The organism is Amycolatopsis bartoniae, assembly GCF_014191255.1.
Lineage (GTDB): Bacteria > Actinomycetota > Actinomycetes > Mycobacteriales > Pseudonocardiaceae > Amycolatopsis_E > Amycolatopsis_E bartoniae.
In genome coordinates, this window is record NZ_JACHWH010000003.1 from 940,932 (window position 1) to 958,450 (window position 17,519).

The 17,519-nt window shown below is 72.5% G+C and carries 16 protein-coding genes; 8 read left to right on the forward strand and 8 right to left on the reverse strand.

Annotation, left to right across the window (positions count from 1 at the left end; genetic code table 11):
- Positions 1-54: 54 nt before the first annotated feature.
- Positions 55-1,371: a tetratricopeptide repeat protein gene (locus tag FHX82_RS21205; RefSeq protein ID WP_145934022.1), complete on the reverse strand. Its 1,317-nt coding sequence runs from the start codon at positions 1,369-1,371 to the stop codon at positions 55-57.
- Positions 1,368-2,240 (reverse strand): XRE family transcriptional regulator, encoded by an 873-nt coding sequence (locus FHX82_RS21210; RefSeq protein ID WP_183176725.1) that lies wholly within the window; start codon positions 2,238-2,240, stop codon positions 1,368-1,370. Before FHX82_RS21210 ends, FHX82_RS21205 begins: the two co-directional genes overlap by 4 nt.
- 469 nt (positions 2,241-2,709) lie before the next feature.
- Here FHX82_RS21210 and FHX82_RS21215 point away from each other — a divergent pair, with 469 nt between their 5' ends.
- From FHX82_RS21215 to FHX82_RS21230, 4 genes are all read left to right on the forward strand, one after another.
- Positions 2,710-3,669, forward strand: coding sequence for an MBL fold metallo-hydrolase (locus tag FHX82_RS21215; protein WP_145934020.1), 960 nt, complete (start codon positions 2,710-2,712; stop codon positions 3,667-3,669).
- A 14-nt stretch (positions 3,670-3,683) separates the two neighbouring features.
- On the forward strand, positions 3,684-5,270 hold the full coding sequence (locus tag FHX82_RS21220) for an FAD-dependent monooxygenase (RefSeq protein ID WP_145934019.1): 1,587 nt from the start codon (positions 3,684-3,686) through the stop codon (positions 5,268-5,270).
- Between the two features lie 102 nt (positions 5,271-5,372).
- Positions 5,373-6,497, forward strand: a complete 1,125-nt coding sequence (locus FHX82_RS21225; protein WP_145934018.1) for an NDMA-dependent alcohol dehydrogenase — start codon at positions 5,373-5,375, stop codon at positions 6,495-6,497.
- Positions 6,498-6,515: 18 nt separating this feature from the next.
- Positions 6,516-7,952 carry an aldehyde dehydrogenase family protein gene (locus FHX82_RS21230; RefSeq protein WP_145934017.1) on the forward strand — a complete coding sequence of 479 codons (1,437 nt, stop codon included), beginning with the start codon at positions 6,516-6,518 and terminating at the stop codon, positions 7,950-7,952.
- Between the two features lie 16 nt (positions 7,953-7,968).
- Here the strand turns inward: FHX82_RS21230 and FHX82_RS21235 are convergent, their stop codons facing one another.
- From FHX82_RS21235 to FHX82_RS21250, 4 genes are all read right to left on the reverse strand, one after another.
- A complete protein-coding gene (locus tag FHX82_RS21235) occupies positions 7,969-8,889 on the reverse strand; it encodes an AraC-like ligand-binding domain-containing protein (protein ID WP_145934016.1) in 921 nt (306 codons plus the stop codon).
- 37 nt (positions 8,890-8,926) lie between these two features.
- Positions 8,927-10,480, reverse strand: coding sequence for an NHL repeat-containing protein (locus FHX82_RS21240; protein ID WP_145934015.1), 1,554 nt, complete (start codon positions 10,478-10,480; stop codon positions 8,927-8,929).
- Positions 10,477-12,297, reverse strand: a complete 1,821-nt coding sequence (locus FHX82_RS21245) for a flavin-containing monooxygenase (protein ID WP_145934014.1) — start codon at positions 12,295-12,297, stop codon at positions 10,477-10,479. The genes FHX82_RS21240 and FHX82_RS21245 overlap by 4 nt, the downstream gene beginning before the upstream one ends.
- Before the next feature lie 65 nt (positions 12,298-12,362).
- Positions 12,363-12,884 (reverse strand): DinB family protein, encoded by a 522-nt coding sequence (locus tag FHX82_RS21250; RefSeq protein ID WP_145934013.1) that lies wholly within the window; start codon positions 12,882-12,884, stop codon positions 12,363-12,365.
- Between the two features lie 84 nt (positions 12,885-12,968).
- Here FHX82_RS21250 and FHX82_RS21255 point away from each other — a divergent pair, with 84 nt between their 5' ends.
- Positions 12,969-13,919 (forward strand): helix-turn-helix transcriptional regulator, encoded by a 951-nt coding sequence (locus tag FHX82_RS21255; protein ID WP_145934012.1) that lies wholly within the window; start codon positions 12,969-12,971, stop codon positions 13,917-13,919.
- Positions 13,920-14,008: 89 nt separating this feature from the next.
- Here the strand turns inward: FHX82_RS21255 and FHX82_RS21260 are convergent, their stop codons facing one another.
- Entirely contained in the window at positions 14,009-14,701 is a 693-nt protein-coding gene (locus tag FHX82_RS21260) for a LysR family substrate-binding domain-containing protein (protein WP_145934011.1), read from the reverse strand.
- A gap of 61 nt (positions 14,702-14,762) precedes the next feature.
- On the opposite strand from FHX82_RS21260, the gene FHX82_RS21265 reads away from it, so the two are divergent.
- On the forward strand, positions 14,763-15,128 hold the full coding sequence (locus FHX82_RS21265) for a DUF5997 family protein (RefSeq protein WP_145934010.1): 366 nt from the start codon (positions 14,763-14,765) through the stop codon (positions 15,126-15,128).
- A 171-nt stretch (positions 15,129-15,299) separates the two neighbouring features.
- Here the strand turns inward: FHX82_RS21265 and FHX82_RS21270 are convergent, their stop codons facing one another.
- Complete coding sequence (locus tag FHX82_RS21270; protein WP_145934009.1) at positions 15,300-15,629, reverse strand: antibiotic biosynthesis monooxygenase family protein; 330 nt, start codon at positions 15,627-15,629, stop codon at positions 15,300-15,302.
- Between the two features lie 57 nt (positions 15,630-15,686).
- Here FHX82_RS21270 and FHX82_RS21275 point away from each other — a divergent pair, with 57 nt between their 5' ends.
- Together FHX82_RS21275 and FHX82_RS21280 are read left to right on the forward strand one after the other, a co-directional pair.
- Positions 15,687-16,115 (forward strand): MarR family winged helix-turn-helix transcriptional regulator, encoded by a 429-nt coding sequence (locus FHX82_RS21275; RefSeq protein ID WP_145934008.1) that lies wholly within the window; start codon positions 15,687-15,689, stop codon positions 16,113-16,115.
- Positions 16,116-16,183: 68 nt separating this feature from the next.
- The gene (locus FHX82_RS21280) at positions 16,184-16,807 is read left to right on the forward strand and encodes a PASTA domain-containing protein (RefSeq protein WP_145934007.1); all 624 of its coding nucleotides are present in this window, start codon (positions 16,184-16,186) and stop codon (positions 16,805-16,807) included.
- The last annotated feature ends 712 nt before the right edge of the window (positions 16,808-17,519 follow it).

Genomic DNA, 17,519 nt, shown 5'->3' on the forward strand with positions numbered 1-17,519 from the left:
CGGAAGGGGTGGAAGGGGGTGCGGTCACACACTTGGAAAAAGTGCTGCCCGGCGTCACGGCCGACCGGCCACAGTGGACTCAGGCTCGAGTGCCCCGAGTTGTTGCCGGAGCAGCTGTGCTTCCGCGACCGCAGGGGCGTCCTGCAGCTCGCTCAGGATCGCGATGGCCGCGGTGACCGCCTCCTCCGCTTCCGCGCGCAGTCCCAGCGCGGCCAGTGACTTTCCGCAGCCCAGCTGGCTTTCCGCCTCGCCCCGCGGTTGCCCGTTGTCGCGCCGCAACAGCCGGGCCTGCTCGAAGTGCACGAACGCCCGTGCGGCGTGCCCCTGCTCCAGTCGCATCAGGCCCAGCTGGTGATGGGTGTGGCTCTGGAGTGGGGACACCCGGGTCCTGAGGGCAAGGTGCAGGGCGTCTTCGGCGACCCGGATCGCTTCTTCCACCCGGCCCATGCGCTTGAACGTGGTCGACATGGTCGCCGAGACGATGGCCGTGCCGAAAGGCCACTCGGGCGCGGCGAAGTGCCGGAGCGCCGCGTCGAACCTGCGCAGTGCCTCGGTGTAGTGCCCGGTACCCGTCAAGCTTTCGCCCAGGGCGTGCATGGTCCACGCACGCCCCCTGTCGTCGTTTCCGGATTCGTGGAGGGTGGCCGCTTCGCGGAGCGGGCGGAGAGCTTCGTCGTCGCGGCCGAGTTCGTGCAGGATCCAGCCCAGGCCGTGCAAGGCGCGGGCGAGCCCGGTTCGGCTGCGGGCCCGGCGGGCAAGGCGGACCGCGCGGGTGAACAGCTCCAGGCATGCGCTCCAGTGTCTCGTCAGGTAGAGGAAAGGCAGGTAGAGCACGGGAATCTGCCAGGCTTCCGGCAAGCCGTGCCGCTCCGCGTCCTGAACCAGGGCCACGACCGAGGCGAACTCGGTGTCCATCCACGACAGCGGCCCGTGCCCGGAGAAGTCCGGGAGGTGGAAGCCCTTGGTGTCCACCGCCATGGCGGGGCCCGCCCAGTCCGGCGCGATGGCGTCGCCCGCGGTCGCCGCGGCGGCGACGTACCAGCGGATCAGGCGTTTCCGGGCGGCGGTCCGGTCGTCCTCCTCCCTCGCTCGCCCGGCCGCGTAGGCGCGGGCCGTCCGGTGCAGGTGAACCCGCCCGTCGACGGTGACCTGCACCAGGTCCCACTCGTCGAGCGCGTCGAGGTCGGCGCGGACCTCCTCCGGCGTTCCTCCGGTGAGGGCGGCCACGGCCTCGGGCGAAAGGGACGAGCACGGCTGGGCCGCCAGTAGGCGGAAGGTGCGCGCGGCGCTCTCCGGCAGCTCCGCGTAGCTCAGATCGAGCAGGACCTTCGTCGCCTGGAGGAGTTCGGCGCTGGGCGAGGGTTCTCTCATCCTCGCTCCGCCTCCAGCGTGTCCACGAGTCCCCGGATGGTGAGTTCCGGCTTGCACGCGAGCAGCTTGCCCGCGCGCCGCAGGTTCGAGGGGACTCCACCGCAGAGCTCGAGGAGCCGGTCGGTCGCCTCGGGTTCCTCGGTGATCCGTGCTTCGCCGGCCAGGTTCGACAGGAGCGTCCGCGCGGCCGGTGGGTCGAGCGGGCCGAGCGGAACGACCTCGGCGCCGGGCAGCGGGAGCGGGAGCTGGCTGGTGAGCACCACCGCACTGCCCGTCCCCGGACGAAGCGCCGTGAACAGTTCGAGCGAGTCCACGTTGTCCAGCACGAGCAACACCGGCTTGCAGCTGGTGATGCGCTGGAAGTGGCGGAGCAGCTCCTCCGGTGTCTGACCGGCGAGCGCGGATGCGTGGATCCCCAGAGCGGTGAGCAGACGCGTCAGCACCGGCCCCAGCTCCTCGGGCGTCATCGAGCTGTGCAGGTCCACGATCAGGGCGCCACCGGGGAAGCGCTTTCCGGCCTCCTCCATCCAGGCGTGCACCAGGTGGGTCTTGCCGATGCCGGCCGGGCCGACGACGTTGACCAGGGCTTGTTCACCGGCACGTCGGCCCAGCACGGCGGTGTCCAGGCGGTGCCGTGCCGCCCGGCGGCCCAGCAGCGGACCTCGCCTGGCGGGTGCGTTCAGAAGTACCGTCTTGAGGAGCCGCGCGAGGAGCGCCTCGAACACCACGCGCGTCAACCGGCCCCCGCTGTCCAGTACCGCGTCGAGCCGCTGCGCCAGCTGCAGCGATGGGATCCGAGAGCTGCTCAACGCGTTCGTCAGGGACGAAAGCGAGTAGCCCGCTGCCTTCGCGACCTCGGTCTTGCTCATGCCACTGCCCTCCCACAACTCGTGGAAGACGACGGCGAACCGGCTTTGTGGTGCCTGGGCAGGCATCCGACCTCACTAGGATCTGTCTGGGCACCGTGGGCGGAGCCGCCCCCGGTGCTGCCACCTGTTCGGAGTACGAGTCGATTCGGACAGTTAGCTGATTTTGGTGGTTGGAATCCTAGTCCCACTTCTGGGTGCCGTGCGATCCGCCCTACCGCGTCAGGCCGCGTCCTGCCGCATACCCTCCGTTGCTCTGGCGCTTCCCCGGCGGATCGGCTACTGTCCCCAAGTAGTCAAAGCTTTGATCGTCTCCCCTGAGACGGTCGACGGGAAGGGACTGCCGATGACGCACAGCCCCGCTTCGCCCGGAGCTCCCGCTTTCCCGCGGGCCCGGACGGGCGCATCCTCACCTCAGTGCGCGCCGCAGTCTCCTGACGCCGACCTCGCCACCGAGTGAAGGGACATTCCCATGGCCAAGCCGTTCGCCTCCTCCGCCGACACCGCCGCCAAGGAGCAGACGCTGGAGGTGCTCGCCGACGGCGTCTACGCGCTCACCGCCGAAGGCGACCCGAACATCGGGGCCATCGAGGGCGAGGACTTCCTCGTCTGCTTCGAGGCGCTCGCCACACCGGTCGCCGCGCGGAAGTGGCTCGCGAAGCTGCGTGAGCACACCGACAAGCCGGTCCGCTACCTGGTGCTGAGTCACTACCACGCGGTGCGCGTGCTCGGCGCCAGCGCGTTCGACGCCGAGACGATCGTGGCCCACGAGAACACCCGGGCGCTGGTCGCCGAGCGTGGCAAGGAGGACTGGGAGAGCGAGTTCGCCCGCATGCCGCGGCTCGCCGAGGCCGCCGAGTCGGTGCCCGGCCTGACCTGGCCCACCCTGACCTTCGCGGACCGGCTCACGATCGACCTCGGCGGCGACCGCGGCGACCTCGTGCTGCAGTGGCACGGGCGCGGGCACACCGAGGGCGACATCACCGCCTGGCTGCCCCGGCAGCGGATCCTGTTCGCCGGGGACCTCGTGGAGGCCGAGGCGGCGCTCTACACCGGCGACGCGTTCCACCGCGAGTGGGCCGCGTCCACATTGGACAACCTGAAAGCGCTCGGCGCCGAGCAGCTCGTCGGCGGGCGTGGCGGCGTGAGCCGCGGGCGCGACGCGGTGGACGCCGCGATCGAGCAGACCCGCAACTTCCTGCGCGTGATGATCCGCGAGGTCGGCGCCGTGCGGGAGCGCGGCGGCACACTCAAGGAGGCGTTCGAGGCCACGCACGCCGCGCTGGTGGACGACTACGGGCACTGGCCGATCTTCGAGCACTGCCTGCCGTTCGACGTTTCGCGGCTGTGGGACGAACTGTCCGGTGTGGACCGTCCGGTGATCTGGACCGCCGAACGGGACCGCGAGGTCTGGGCCCAGCTGCAGGGCTGAGGAGGAGCGCCGCGATGACCACCGCACCCTGGACGGGCGAGCCCGTCGTCGTGCTCGGCGCCGGCCCGGTGGGGCAGACCACGGCCCTGCTGCTCGCCCGCTGGGGCGTGCCCACCCTCGTCCTGGACCGCCGCCCGGCGCGGGACAGGATCGGGTCGAAGGCGATCTGCCAGCAGCGCGCCGTTCTCGACGTGTGGGAGTCCGTCGGCGCCGGCCGCCGGATCGCGGACGAGGGCGTCACCTGGACCACCGCCCGCACCTTCCACCGCGACGCCGAGCTGTTCAGCTACACGTTCGCCGACTCCGGGCAGCCCGCGTTCCCGCCGTTCGTGAACATCTCCCAGACCCGTACCGAGGAGATCCTCGACGAGTGCATCGCCGCCCAGCCGCTGGTGGACCTGCGCTGGGGCCACGAGGTGACCGCCGTCGAGCAGGACGCGGCCGGGGTGTCGGTGCGCCTGGCCGACGGCCGGGACCTGCGCGGCTCCTACCTCGTGGTGTGCGCCGGGGCGCGTTGCGACGAGCTGCGGAAGCTGCTCGGCGTGCGGTTCGACGGGCACTCCTTCGACGACCGGTTCCTCATCTGCGACATCCGCACCGACCTGCCCGGCTGGGCCACCGAGCGGCGGTTCTACTTCGACCCCGAGTGGAACCCCGGCCGCCAGGTGCTGATCCACCCGTGCCCGGACTCGACCTTCCGCATCGACTGGCAGGTGCCCGCCGGTTACGACCTGGAGGCGGAGACGGCGTCGGGCGCGCTCGACCGCCGGATCCGCGCGATCATCGGCGACCGCGACTACGAGATCGTGTGGAAGTCGGTCTACCGCTTCCACTCCCGGGTGGTGGACCGGATGCGCTGCGACCGGATCCTGCTCGCGGGCGACGCCGCGCACCTGGTCTCGCCGTTCGGCGCGCGGGGGCTGAACTCCGGTGTCGCCGACGCGGAGAACGCGGCCTGGAAGCTCGCCTACGTCGGCTACGGCTGGGCGCCGGACGCGCTGCTGGACACCTACCACGCCGAACGGCACGCCGCGGCCCGGGAGAACCTGGAGGTCACCACGGCGACCATGGACTTCCTGGTGCCCCCGGACGAGGAACGCGCGCGCCACCGCGTGGACGTCCTCACCCGGGCGGCCACCGACCCCGCCGCGCGCGCGATGGTCGACTCCGGGCGGCTGTCCGAGCCGTTCTGGTACGTGGACTCGCCGCTGACCACCGCCGACCCGAGCCGCCCGTTCCCGGGGCGGCCACCTCGGGGTCAGGTCCCGCCCGCGGGGCCGGGGGTGCTCCTGCCCGACGCGCCGGTGGCGGGCGGCCGCGCCCGTGCGCTCGCGCGCGACGGGTTCCTGGTGCTGTGCCACGGAAACACGCCCGTTCCGGTGTCCGGCCCCGGCCCGGTCCGGTCGCTCGCGCTGGCCGATCTCGACCCGGACGGCACGCTCACCGCCGCCCTCGGCGCCAGGCCCGGCGAGGTGTGGGTCGTCCGCCCGGACGCCCACATCGCCGCGGTGCTGGCCGACCCGGCACCGGCCGACGTCGACGCCGCGCTGCGCCGCGCCACCGCCGCGGATCTCGCCAGGGAGGCAAAACTCGTGTCCTGAGTGCACGGATTGGCGAGCGCCGGTACGCGCGGTGGCGACCGGCCCGGAGGCCGCGAGGGTCTACTGGAACGGACCGCAACGACGCAGTCCTGGAGGTAGCCCATGCCGATTTCCACCCGAACGTCGATCATCCGCGAGGCCCCCGGCCGGTACGAGACCGTCGAGGTCGAGCTCGACGACCCGCGTCAGGGCGAGGTCACCGTCAAGCTCGCGGCGTCCGGACTCTGCCACTCCGACGACCACGTGGCCACCGGGGACGTGCCCGTCGGGATCTACCCGTACGCCGGCGGGCACGAGGGTGCGGGCGTCGTGACGGCCGTCGGGCCGGACACGCCGGGCTTCGAGGCCGGCGACCACGTCGTGTTCTCGTTCCTGCCCGCCTGCGGCAAGTGCGAGTTCTGCGCCCGCGGGCTGTCGAACCTGTGCGACCTCGGCGCGTCCCTGCTGACGGGCGCGCGGGCCGGTGACCCGGCCAGTTTCCGGATGCACCTGGACGGCGAGCCGGTCGGCCAGCAGTGCGGGATCTCGACCTTCAGCGAGTACACCACCGCGGCCGTCGACTCCGTGGTGAAGATCGACAAGAGCATCCCGCTGCGGGCCGCGGCGCTCGTCGGCTGCGGGGTGCCGACCGGCTGGGGTTCCGCGGTGAACTCCGCGGCCATCCGTCCCGGCGACACGGTGATCGTCGCCGGGATCGGCGGCATCGGCGCCAACGCGCTGCAGGGCGCGGTGCACGCGGGCGCGACGACGGTCATCGCCGTGGACCCGGTGCCGGAGAAGCAGGAGTGGGCCAAGCAGTTCGGCGCGACCCACTTCTACGAAAACCTCGGCGAGGCCGCCGAGTACGCCCGGTCGATCACCAACGGCCAGGGCGCGGACGCCGCGATCCTCACCATCGGCGTGGTGCGGGGCGAGCACGTCGCCGAGGCGCTCGCGGCCGTCCGCAAGGCCGGCACGGTGGTGGTCACCGGTCTCGGCGACATCACCGCGGTGGGCGCGCCGATCGCCCTCGGCGACCTCACGCTCATGCAGAAACGGCTGCAGGGCTCGCTGTTCGGCGAGTCCAACCCGCGCCGCGACATCCCGAACCTGCTGTGGATGTACCAGGCCGGGCAGCTGAAGCTCGACGAGCTCGTGACCCGCACCTACACCCTCGACCAGATCGCCGACGCCTACGACGACATGCACGCCGGCCGCAACCTCCGCGGCCTCGTCGTCTTCGACTGAGCACCCCAGGAGCTTGCCATGCGCACCGACATGTACATCGGCGGGAAGTGGACCGGCGGCGCCACCACGTTCCCCACGCACAACCCCGCGACCGGCGAGGTGATCGCCGAACTGCCCGAAGCCACCGCGTCCGATGTGGACAGTGCGGTCGAGGCCGCGAGCGTCGCCTTCGCCTCGCCGGAGTGGGCCGGGCTGCTGCCCGCCCAGCGGGCACGCCTGCTGTTCAAGGTCGCGGACCTGCTGGAACAGCGCGCGGCCGAGTTCGCCCGGCTGGAGACCACCGACCAGGGGCAGCCGCTCGCGATCAGCGGCGGGTTCTCCGTGCCCAACGCCGTGGAGCACTTCCGCTACTACGCGGGCTGGGTCACCAAGATCACCGGTGTCACGGCGCCGCTGTCGGTGCCCGACGTGGACTACCGGACGCGCCGCGAGCCGCTCGGGGTGTGCGCGCTGATCACGCCGTGGAACTTCCCGCTGATGATCCTGGTGTGGAAGCTCGCCCCCGCGCTGGCCACCGGCAACACCGTCGTGATCAAGCCTGCCGAGCAGACCCCGCTGAGCACGCTGCTGCTCGCCGAAGTCCTGGAGCAGGCCGGAATTCCGGCCGGGGTGGTCAACGTCGTCACCGGCGGGCCCGAGGTGGGCAAGGCGCTGGTGCGGCACCCTAAGGTCGCGAAGATCTCGTTCACCGGCTCCACCGCGGTGGGTCGCGAGATCGCGGCGGAAGCGGGGCGGGCGCTGAAGAAGGTGTCGCTGGAGCTGGGCGGCAAGGCACCGAGCATCATCGCCGCGGACGCCGACCTCGACGCCGTGGTCGAGGGCAACCTGATGAGCGGGCTGCTCAACTCCGGGCAGGTGTGCGCGGCCGCGACCCGGTTCTACGTCGACCGCGTCCGCGCCGACGAGTTCGCCGAAAAGCTCGCCGGCGCGGCGGGTTCGATGAAGCTCGGGTCCGGTTTGGACGAAACGACCCAGCTCGGCCCCGTGGTGTCGCAGGAACAGCTCGACCAGATCGACCGGTACGTCGGCATCGGCAGGTCCGAGGGCGCGCAGCTGCTCACCGGCGGCGAGCGCGCGGGTGGTGAGCTCGCGAACGGCTACTTCTACCGGCCCACGGTCTTCGCCGGAGTCGCCCAGGACATGCGCATCGCGCGGGAGGAGATCTTCGGCCCCGTGCTGACGGTGCTGCCCTACGACGAGCCGGAGGAGCTGGCGGCGCGGGCCAACGACACCGAGTACGGCCTCGCGGCCTACCTCTGGACGCGCGACATCGGCGCCGCGAACCGGCTGGCGCACCAGGTGAAGGCGGGCACGGTGTGGATCAACATGCCGCCGCTGCTGGACGCCGGTGCCGCGTGGGGCGGGATGAAGGCGTCCGGGATGGGCCGCGAGATGGGCTGGGAGGCGATCGAGGCCTTCACCGAGGTGAAGAGCATCTGGACGAACCTGGCGTGAGGAAACCGCCGGGCGGCTACCGGGCCGCCCGGCGGATCTCCGCCGCGGTCTGCCCGAACTCGGCCTTGAGCGCGCGGCTCAGGTGCGTCGCGTCGAGGATGCCCCAGCGGGCGGCGAGCGCGGCCGTCGTGCGGTGCGCCAATGCGGGGTCGGCCAGGTCGCGGCGGAGGCGTTCCAGCCGCTGGCGGCGGATCCACGCCGAAAGCGTGAGCGAGCGCGCCTTGAGCACCTTGTGCAGGTAGCGGACCGACACGTGGTGGGCCCGCGCGACCGACTCGACCGTGAGACCGGGATCGCTCAGCCGGGTGAGGCAGTGGGCGAGGATCCGGTCGGCGAGGTCCTCGCCGGGGTCCGGCCGCAGCGCGGTCAGCTCCGAGATCACCACCGACACCAGCGCGTCGGTGAGGTGGGAGGTGGCGTCGCCGGCGAACCCGCCGGGGTCCTCGTCGAGCACGTCGGTGATGGCCTGGAAGAACCCGCCCACCACCCGCTGCACGCCCTGCACCGTGGGCACGGCGACGGCCGTCCGCGACGCGACCGCGTCGGCGTGCGCGCCGAGCAGGGCGCGCGGCACGGCCACGACCGTGGCGTCGTAGGGCTCGGGGAAGGTGAGCCGGTACGGGCGGCCGGTGTCGTAGTTGACCAGGTCACCGGGGCCGAGCACGCAGCGCCGCCCGTCCTGCTCGACCTCGCTGCGCCCCGCCGCCAGCACGGTGACCTTGACCAGGTCGCGGTCACCGGAGGTGATCAGCCCCGGCGGCCGCTCCACCCGGCAGGGTGCGCAGCGGATCCGCGTGACCACCACGTCGCCCGCGCTCGCGGCCCGGATCGAGCCCGCGAACCCCGGCGCCAGCGGCCGCACCCGCAGCGGCGCGAACGCCGCCGAAGCCAGCGCCTCGAAGGAGGCGACACGCTCGTCCACGCTGACCGGCGCCATGCCTGTTCCTTACCGACCGTTCGGAAATTCCGTCCCGTCACGATACGGTCGGCGGCCCCTGGCGTTCAAGACGCAGCACGGTGCCCTCGGCGGGCGCCGAGACGTGCAGGGCGCCGTCCGGCCCGGCCGCGAGCCCCGCGAACGGGTGCGGGACGCCGGGCATGCCCTCGGCGAACAACGCGGGCCGCTCGCTTCCGGGCGGCTGGGCGGGCAGGTCCTCGGCCTCGGTCCGCACCTCGCCGGTCGCGAGGTCGACCGCACGCAGCCTGCCGCACCCCGTCTCCAGCACGAACAGCTCGTCCCCGCGCACGGCCAGGCCCTGCGGCGCGTCGAGCCCCTCCACAACGGGCACCGGCACCCCGTCGTCGATCCGGTAGACCGCGCCCCGGCTCTCGTCGCTGACGTAACAGCGCTGGTCCCCGTCGAGTGCGACGTCCACCGGCCGCCCGAAGCCCTCGGCGAGCACGGTGACCTCGTCCTGCCCGTCGACGGCGACGACCCGTCCGGCGCCGTTTTCGGCGACGACGAGCGTGCCGTCGTCCCGGACCGCGATGCCCGTGGGCTCGTCGAGGCCCTGCACGCGCTTACGGCCGTCGGTGCACACCTCGCCGTACTGCGACGTCGTGTGCAGGTGCCCGTCGCGCTCGGCGATCCCGTGGGTGAAAGGCCGCAGTTCCCGCGTCACCACGTCGTTTCCGGTCGTGACGACCACGCGGTAGTGGTCGGCGGCGAACACCGTCCCGGACCGGTCGGCCGCCACGCCGAACGGGCCCGCGAGGCCCTGCGGCACGACCGGGCGCGTCCGGCCGTCCGGGTGCACCTCCGCGATCCCGCCGCTGGCGAAGCTGGACACGAACATCCGGTTCTCCGCGTCGAAGGCCGCGTTGTCCAGCCCGGGAATCCCGGTCGTCACGAGGGTCCGCCCGCCGGAGGGGCCGATGCGGGTGATGACGCCCGCGGCGCCGCGCGAGAGGACCAGCAGCGTGCCGCCGAGGTCGAAGCGCACCGCGACCGGCTCCAGCACGTCCTCGGCCACCACCTCGGGCGCGCCGCCGTCGGGGGAGATGCGGAAGACCTGCCCGGTGAGCATGTGCGGGTAGTAGAGGTGCCCGTCCGGGCCCAGCTGCATCGCGTTGCCCATCGCCAGCCCGCCGGTGAGCACCACGGGCTCGCCACCGCCGGGGAACAGCTCCAGCAGCCGCCCGTCCACGCACATCTCGTTGACGAACAGGCGCTCGCCGACGCAGGTGATCCCGTTGGGCACGCGCACGTCACCGGAGACCAGGCGGTACTCGCCCGCCGGAGTCCGCTGCCAGACGCGGCCGGGCACCAGATCCGTGAGGTACATCGACCCGTCCGGCCCGAACGCGAGGTCGTCGGGCGACTGCACCGGGCCGCCGGGCGGCACCACCACCTCGACGTCCCCGGAGGCGACGTCGACGGCGCTGATCCGGCCGCCGAGGAACTCCGCCACGTACAGCCGCCCGTCCGGACCGAACGCCACGCCATTGGAATTCCACAGTGGATTCGGCCGCGTGGTGCGGCGGATCGCCCAGCGGCGGCTCGCCGCCGGGCCATGCGCACCCCTCATCCGGAGACCAGCACGTCGTCCATCCCGCCTTCGGCGCGCCAGCGGCGCAACAGGTCGTGGAAGGCGAGCGCGCCGTCGCCGAAGGACTCGTTGCGCTCGCGCGGCTTGCCCTCGTTGTTGTAGTAGCCCGGCGTGCACTCGGCGAGGAACTTGTACCGCTCGGAGCCGTACGAGTGGATCCTGTCCACCCATTCCGCTTCGGCCGCTTCGCTGGGCTCGACGTACTTCGCGCCGCGCTTGCGGGCCTCGGCGATCACCTCGGCGACGTGGGTCGCCTGCTCGTCGAGGATGTGCGTGAAGTTCACCGAGCTGGCGTTCTGCAGCGGCCCGAGGTGGAACAGGCTGGGGAAACCGTGGCTGTAGAAGCCGTGCAGCGTCCGCGGCCCGCGCCCCCAGTACTCGCGCAGCGTCTGCCCGCCGCGGCCGTACACCGGCAGGCGGCCGGTGAGTATGCCCGAGCGGCCGACCTCGAAACCGGTGGCGAAAATGACGCAGTCCACTTCGTACTCCCGGTCGCCGACAACGACGGCGTGCTCGGTCATGCGGGAGACACCGCCGTGGTCGGCCGTGTCGACCAGGTGCACGGTGGGCCGGTTGAACGTCTGCAGGTACTCGTCGCTGAACCCGGGCCGCTTGCACATGTAGCGGTACCAGGGCTTGAGCAGCTCGGCCGTCGCCGGGTCCTCGACGAGCTCGTCCACCCGCGCCCGGATCTCGTTCATCTTCCGGAAGTCGAGCAGCTCGTCGACGAACTCCTGCTCCGCGTCCGACAGCGAAGCCTGGTCCTCGCCCGCGATCAGGTACCGCTGGAGCCGGGCACTGCTGCCGGTCCACGCGTCCGCCACCAGGTCCTCCTCGGCCTGCCCGCCGGTGACGAGAGTGAGGAAGTTCTCCCGCCGGCGGCGCTGCCAGCCCGGCGTCAGCGACGCGGCCCACTCCGGGTCGGTGGGGCGGTTGCCGCGAACGTCCACAGTGGACGGGGTGCGCTGGAAGACGTACAGCTCCCGCGCGTCCCGGCCCAGGTGGGGCACGACCTGGATCGCGGTCGCGCCCGTGCCGATCAGCCCCACGCGCTTGTCGGCGAGCCCGGTCAGCCCGCCGTTCGCGTCGCCGCCGGTGTAGGCGTAGTCCCACCGGCTGGTGTGGAACGTGTGGCCGCGGAAGTTCTCGATCCCGGGGATGCCCGGCAGCTTCGGCCGGTCGAGCGTCCCGTTCGACACCACCACGTACCGGGCACGCAGGTCGTCGCCGCGGTCGGTGCGCACGACCCACTCCGCCGCGGCCTCGTCCCAGCGCAGCTCGGTGACGGCGGTCTGGAAGCACGCGTCGCGGTAGAGGCCGAAGTGCCTGCCGATGGCGCGGGCGTGCTGGCGGATCTCCTCGCCGGGGGAGTACTTCCACCGCGGCACGGAGCAGACCTCTTCCAGCAGCGGGAGGTAGACGTAGGACTCGATGTCGCAATGGATGCCCGGATACCGGTTCCAGTACCACGTGCCGCCGAAGTCCCCGCCCTTCTCGACCACCCGGAGGTCCTCGATGCCGGCCTGGCGCAGCCGGGCGGCCGCGAGCAGCCCGCCGAACCCGCCGCCGACCACCACGACCTCGTGCCGCGCGGTGATCGGCTCGCGCGTGAAGTCCGCGTCCGCGTACGGGTCGTCGGCGTAGTAGCCGAACTCGCCCTCGATCGGCTGGTACTGGGCGTTGCCGTCGGGCCGGAGCCGCCGGTCGCGTTCGGCCCGGTAGCGGGCGCGCAGGGCGTCCGGGTCGATGCCCAGTGCGCCCGGGTCCGGCAGGGAGGTGGTCGCCGAGTCGTTCATTCGTGCCTTTCTGTCGCCTCGTGACCACCTAACCGAATACCGTCGTGGTAAGTCAAGCAGTTGACTTAACCCATGCTCTTCGCTCCGTCCAGGGCCTCGCGGATGATGTCCGCGTGCCCGGCGTGCTGGGCGGTCTCGGCGATGATGTGCAGCAGCACGCGCCGGGCCGACCACTCGGTTTCGGTGTTCCACGGCGCCTTCGGCAGGGGGATGACGACGTCGAGGCTGGGCAGCGACGCCACCACCTCGTCGGTCCGCCGGGCCACCGCTTCGTACTCCGCCAGCACGCCCGCCAGCGTCTCGTCCGGCAGCAGCCGGAACTCCTCCGCCCGCTTCGCGAAGTCGGCCTCGGTCATGGCGCTGAAGTCCGGCATCGCCGACGGGCCTTCGAGGATGAAGGTCGTCCAGCCCCGCTCCACCGACGCGACGTGCTTGATCAGACCGCCCAGGCACAGCTCGCTCACCGTGGTGCGCTGCCGGGCCTGGTCGTCGGTCAGGTCGCGGGCGGGGAACCGCAGGAAGTGCCGGTGCTTCGCCAGCGTGGCCAGCAGGTCGGCGCGCTCGGTGGTGGTCGTGGTCGCGTTCATGGTTCTTCCTTCCGTTCGGTCTGGAGACCAAGCTAGGAGGCATAGTGGCCACTTTCTGGCCGCAATGGCGGGAGAATCGGATTCATGGCGAACACGAGCACCCGGACGCTGCGGCTGCTGTCGCTGCTGCAGAGCCACCGGTACTGGCCGGGGACGGAACTGGCCGAGCGGCTGGGCGTGTCGCCCCGGACGCTGCGCCGCGACATCGACCGGCTGCGCGAGCTGGGCTATCCGGTGGAGGCGCAGCGCGGTGTCGACGGCGGCTACCAGCTCGCACCCGGCGCCGCGCTCCCTCCGCTGGTGGTCGACGACGAGGAGGCGGTCGCGCTGGTCGTCGGGCTGCAGGCCGCGGCGCAGGGCACGGTGGCGGGGATCGCCGAGTCCTCGGTCCGGGTGCTGGCGAAGGTCGTACAGGTGATGCCGGCCCGGCTGCGCCGGCGCGTCGAAGCGTTGCGGGCGATGACCGTGCCGCTGGTGTGGGACGGATCGGCGGGGGTGGACTCGGGCGTGCTGACCACGATCGCGCTAGCGTGCCGGGACAGCGAGCGCCTGCGCTTCTCCTACACCGCCGCGGACGGCCGCAGCGCCGAGCGGCACGTCGAACCGCTGCGGCTGGTCTCGCTCGGGCGCCGGTGGTACCTGGTGGCCTACGACCTCACGCGGCACGACTGGCGCCGCTTCCGCGTCGACAGGCTGAGCGCGCCGAGCGCGACGGGGGACGGCTTCCGGCCGCGGGAACTGCCGGCCGCGGACGCCGCCGCGTTCCTGCGGGAGGGGCTGGAGAACGCGTGGAGCTCGTACCGGGTGGAGGTGCTCGTCGCGGCCCCGGCCGAGGCGGTGCGGGAGCGGATCGGGCAGTGGAGCACCGTCGAGGAGGCCGGGCCGCGGCGGTGCCGCGTCACGATGACCTCGGAGTCGCTCGACTGGCCGCTGCTGGCCCTGGGCGTGGCGGGCGCGCCGTTCCAGGTGGTGTCGCCGCCCGAGCTGCGGGAGCGGGCGCACGAGTGGGGAGAGCGGTTCAGGCGGGCGTCTTAGCCGGTGCGGCCTGCCGGTTCGTCAGCGTGACCGTGGGGGGCTGATCGTGTGGCCGTGGACGCTGACCGCTGTGGCAGGCTCCTCGCGGACTAGGACCGGCGGCGAGGTTTCCCGCGGCGGGGGTGGGGCGGGTTCGCGCGGGGTTGCTTCGCCGGCTTCTTGCGCTTCACCGGCTCCTGCTGCGGGCGCCCGCGGGTGCTGTTGACGGTGCGGCCGCGGACGATCCCGATGAACGTCTCCATCAGGTCCGTGGTCTCCTCCTCCAGCCACGACAGCGCGACCTGCGACTGCGGGGCCTCCAGCAGCGGCCGGTAGGTCAGGTCGCGGCGGTGGTGCAGCCGCGCGAGGGACTGCGGGACGACGAGCAACCCCACGCCGGCGGCGACCAGTTCGATCGCGTCGGCCGTCGTCCCGGGGCGTTCCAGCGCCGGGCGGCCCGGGGGCTGCGGCCAGTCCAGCGTGTCGTCCTGCGGGTGCAGCAGAACCTCGTCGGTCAGGTCACCGGGCGTCACCTCGTCCGCCGCGGCGAAGAGGTGGTCCTTCGGCACGACGATCACCGTCGCCTCGGTGTAGAGGGGGATGGCGTGCAGGCCGGTGCGGTCGATCGGCAGCCGTAGCAGGGCGGCGTCGGCGGTGCGGTCACGCACCGTGGCCTCGGCTTCACCGGGCGGCACCTGGACGAGGTCCAGTGGCACCTCCGGCCTCCGCTCACCCCAGATCCGCGCCCACTTGCCGGGCGTCGCCCCGGGAACGTACGCGAGCGTGAAGTGCGGGCCGGTCATGCGGGTGAGGTTACCGGGTGTGACCGCGGGCGCCGGCCGCGCGCTCGCTACCCTGGCGGTCATGACGTCGCAGAAGACCCCTCAGACGATGAAGCCCGCGACGGCGGCGAAGAAGCTGGGGGTGTACCTGGAAGCCACCCCGGCGGAGTTCCGCGAGGGCGTGGTCTCGCGCGACGAGCTCAACGCCCTGCAGGCCGATCCGCCGGAGTGGCTGCGCGACCTGCGGCGTAACGGCCCGCACCCGCGGCCGGTGGTGGCCGCGAAGCTGGGCATCTCCATCAGCGGTCTCGCGCGGGGCGGCATCACCGAGCCACTGACCACCGAGGAGATCGACGCGCTCAAGGCCGAGAGTCCCGAGTGGCTCCAGCGCGAACGCGCCACCCAGGCCGAGGTCCGCAAGGAAGCAGCGCGGCAGAAGGAGAAGTGACCCCCTCGGTGCCGGTTTCGGCGGCGACGCCCGGCTCGAGTCGAGGGAGGAGTGGCTGGACCCGACCGTGCGGGTGAGCCGTTCCGGTCAGGTCGGGATCGGGGAGTGGCAGCCGATCGCCGGGGCAACCGGCTGTCCTTCCGCAGCGAGCGGTTCCCCGTGCTCGGGTCCTCAGTGGACTGACGTGTGCACGGATTCCACTGTGTACAAATGCGGGTCGAACCCGTCCACGAGCGCGGCGGCTTCTCGCATGTGCTCCTGTGCGGTGGGGTTCTGCAGCATCGCGCGGTAGGCCTCGACGGACTCCCACTGCGCGTAGTTGACCACGCGGGTGCCGTCCTCGCCGGCGTGGAGGTTGGCCGAGACGAAGCCGGGCACGTGCCGCATGACCTCATCCGTCGCCCGGGCGAGCACTTCGACCAGCTTGCGCTGCCGGTCGGGCTGGACGGTGAAGACGTTGATCAGCGTGACGACGGGCGCGTCGGTGGCGATGGTGGTCATGGTGTTCCCTTCAGTGTCAGGATCCTTACATGACTGATTATGTGTAAGGTTCCTGTCATGAGTCAAGGGGAGATTCTGCGCAGCGCCGGCTACCTCGTCAAACAGGTGCAGCAGGCGTTCCACCGGGCGTGCGAGGAACGGCTGCGCCCGCTGGGGTTGTCGATGTCGCAGTACGCGGTGCTGCGGGCGCTGGCGGACGTGCCGGGCGCGTCGTCGGCGGAGCTCGCGCGCCGCACCTTCGTGACCCGCCAGTCCCTGCGGGACGTGCTGGCCGGGCTGCGGGCCGCGGGACTGGTGAACGTGGCCAGCCGGCCCACGTCCGGCCGCGCCCTGCCGGTCACGCTCACCGAGGACGGGCGGTCGCTGCTCGTGCAGGCCCAGGAGATCGTGCTGGACGTCGACGACCGCATGACGGCCGGGCTCGCGCCCGCGGAGGTCCGGCGATTGGTGTCGCTGCTGGAGGTCTGTGCGCAGAACCTGGGTTAGCACGGTCGGCGCAGGGTGGTGGCCGATCGAGCGGTGTCAGGCTAACCTGACACCCAGAGGTGATGGCCATGGAGCTGTGGCGAGAAGGTCAGCAGGCGTGGCGGCGGCTGGCGGACTGGGTGCACGGGGCCGCGGCGGACCAGGCCGGTGCGCTCGACGCGCTGACGGATCTGGGGACCGTCCGGCGGCTGCTGGACCAGGCCGAGTTCGAGGCGGTGCGCGTCGCCCGCGTGCAGGGGCGGTCGTGGTCGGAGATCGCGGTACGGCTGGGCATGACGCGGCAGTCGGCGTGGGAGCGGTGGCGGGACCTCGACGAGCCGTCCGCTGCGGAGCCGCCGGAGTCGGTCCCGCAGCGGCGCCGGCGGTCGGTGACGCCGGAGGCAGGGCAGCAGCGGCGGCGCGCGTCGGTGACGGTGCCGGACGTGGTGGGCCTGTCGTGGGACGACGCCTGGGCGGTGCTGGAGAAGAAGGGCCTGGTGGCGACGTCGTCGGACCCGGACGGGCTGCCGGTCGGGATCGTGACCGACCAGAGCCCGGAGTCGGGAGCGATGGCCGTCCCCGGCGCGCCGGTGCGCCTGTGGCTCTCCCGCGGCGACGGCGGAGCCGGGGTGCGCGAACCCCGCCGCCCCAAGCCGGACCCGAAGAGCGGCCGCAAGATGCGGGACGAGATCACCGGCGAGACGGTGAGCTGACGCCGGGCGAGCGCGCGGCGGTTCAGGCAGGCGGTGAGTTTGGTGGGGGCCGGCACGCTGGCCGTGGGCGGCAGGTCCCGTGGGCTCCGGTGGCCGCGGCTCGCTGGCCGGTGGTGGCGAGGCTGCGGGGGTTGGACTGGGGGACAGCCGTTACATGGTCCGGTGGGCCAGGAGGCTGCGGTGCCCGGGGAGTGGCCGGGACGCTGGCGGTGGGCGGCACGCCACGTGGGCACCAGTGGCTGCGGCTCGCTGGCCTGTGGTGGCGAGGCTGCGGGGGTTGGGACCGGGCCGACTGCGGTGACACGGTCCGGCGGCCCGAAGGCGGCCGCGCCCGGGGGAGTGGCCGGGACGCTGGCGGTGGGCGGCACGCCACGTGGGCTCCGGTGGCCGCGGCTCGCTGCCCGGTGGTGGCGAGGCTACGGGGCTGGGACCGGGCCCGGCGGCCGCGACATGGACCGGTGCGTCAGTGGACCGCCGTGCCCGGGCAGCGGCGGGGACGCCCGCGGTGGGCGGCGGGCCCTGTGGGCACGGCGGGCCGTGCCTTGCCGCCCTGCTGCGGTGACGCTATGGGGCTGGGCTACGGGCTGGTCCGGCAGCCGTGACATGGTCCGGCGCGTCAGGAGATCGCCGTGCCCGGGGAGCAGCTGCGGACTCGACTGCCGTTGCCCGGAGGGCGAGAGAAGCCGCAGCCCGGCACTATCCTCAATGGACA

What these genes read in the sequence shown, in the direction of transcription:
- FHX82_RS21205 (WP_145934022.1), bottom strand. Translation starts at nt 1,371, where the DNA reads ATGAGAGAACCCTCGCCCAGCGCCGAACTCCTCCAGGCGACGAAGGTC.
- FHX82_RS21210 (WP_183176725.1), bottom strand. Translation starts at nt 2,240, where the DNA reads ATGAGCAAGACCGAGGTCGCGAAGGCAGCGGGCTACTCGCTTTCGTCC.
- FHX82_RS21215 (WP_145934020.1), top strand. Translation starts at nt 2,710, where the DNA reads ATGGCCAAGCCGTTCGCCTCCTCCGCCGACACCGCCGCCAAGGAGCAG.
- FHX82_RS21220 (WP_145934019.1), top strand. Translation starts at nt 3,684, where the DNA reads ATGACCACCGCACCCTGGACGGGCGAGCCCGTCGTCGTGCTCGGCGCC.
- FHX82_RS21225 (WP_145934018.1), top strand. Translation starts at nt 5,373, where the DNA reads ATGCCGATTTCCACCCGAACGTCGATCATCCGCGAGGCCCCCGGCCGG.
- FHX82_RS21230 (WP_145934017.1), top strand. Translation starts at nt 6,516, where the DNA reads ATGCGCACCGACATGTACATCGGCGGGAAGTGGACCGGCGGCGCCACC.
- FHX82_RS21235 (WP_145934016.1), bottom strand. Translation starts at nt 8,889, where the DNA reads ATGGCGCCGGTCAGCGTGGACGAGCGTGTCGCCTCCTTCGAGGCGCTG.
- FHX82_RS21240 (WP_145934015.1), bottom strand. Translation starts at nt 10,480, where the DNA reads ATGAGGGGTGCGCATGGCCCGGCGGCGAGCCGCCGCTGGGCGATCCGC.
- FHX82_RS21245 (WP_145934014.1), bottom strand. Translation starts at nt 12,297, where the DNA reads ATGAACGACTCGGCGACCACCTCCCTGCCGGACCCGGGCGCACTGGGC.
- FHX82_RS21250 (WP_145934013.1), bottom strand. Translation starts at nt 12,884, where the DNA reads ATGAACGCGACCACGACCACCACCGAGCGCGCCGACCTGCTGGCCACG.
- FHX82_RS21255 (WP_145934012.1), top strand. Translation starts at nt 12,969, where the DNA reads ATGGCGAACACGAGCACCCGGACGCTGCGGCTGCTGTCGCTGCTGCAG.
- FHX82_RS21260 (WP_145934011.1), bottom strand. Translation starts at nt 14,701, where the DNA reads ATGACCGGCCCGCACTTCACGCTCGCGTACGTTCCCGGGGCGACGCCC.
- FHX82_RS21265 (WP_145934010.1), top strand. Translation starts at nt 14,763, where the DNA reads ATGACGTCGCAGAAGACCCCTCAGACGATGAAGCCCGCGACGGCGGCG.
- FHX82_RS21270 (WP_145934009.1), bottom strand. Translation starts at nt 15,629, where the DNA reads ATGACCACCATCGCCACCGACGCGCCCGTCGTCACGCTGATCAACGTC.
- FHX82_RS21275 (WP_145934008.1), top strand. Translation starts at nt 15,687, where the DNA reads ATGAGTCAAGGGGAGATTCTGCGCAGCGCCGGCTACCTCGTCAAACAG.
- FHX82_RS21280 (WP_145934007.1), top strand. Translation starts at nt 16,184, where the DNA reads ATGGAGCTGTGGCGAGAAGGTCAGCAGGCGTGGCGGCGGCTGGCGGAC.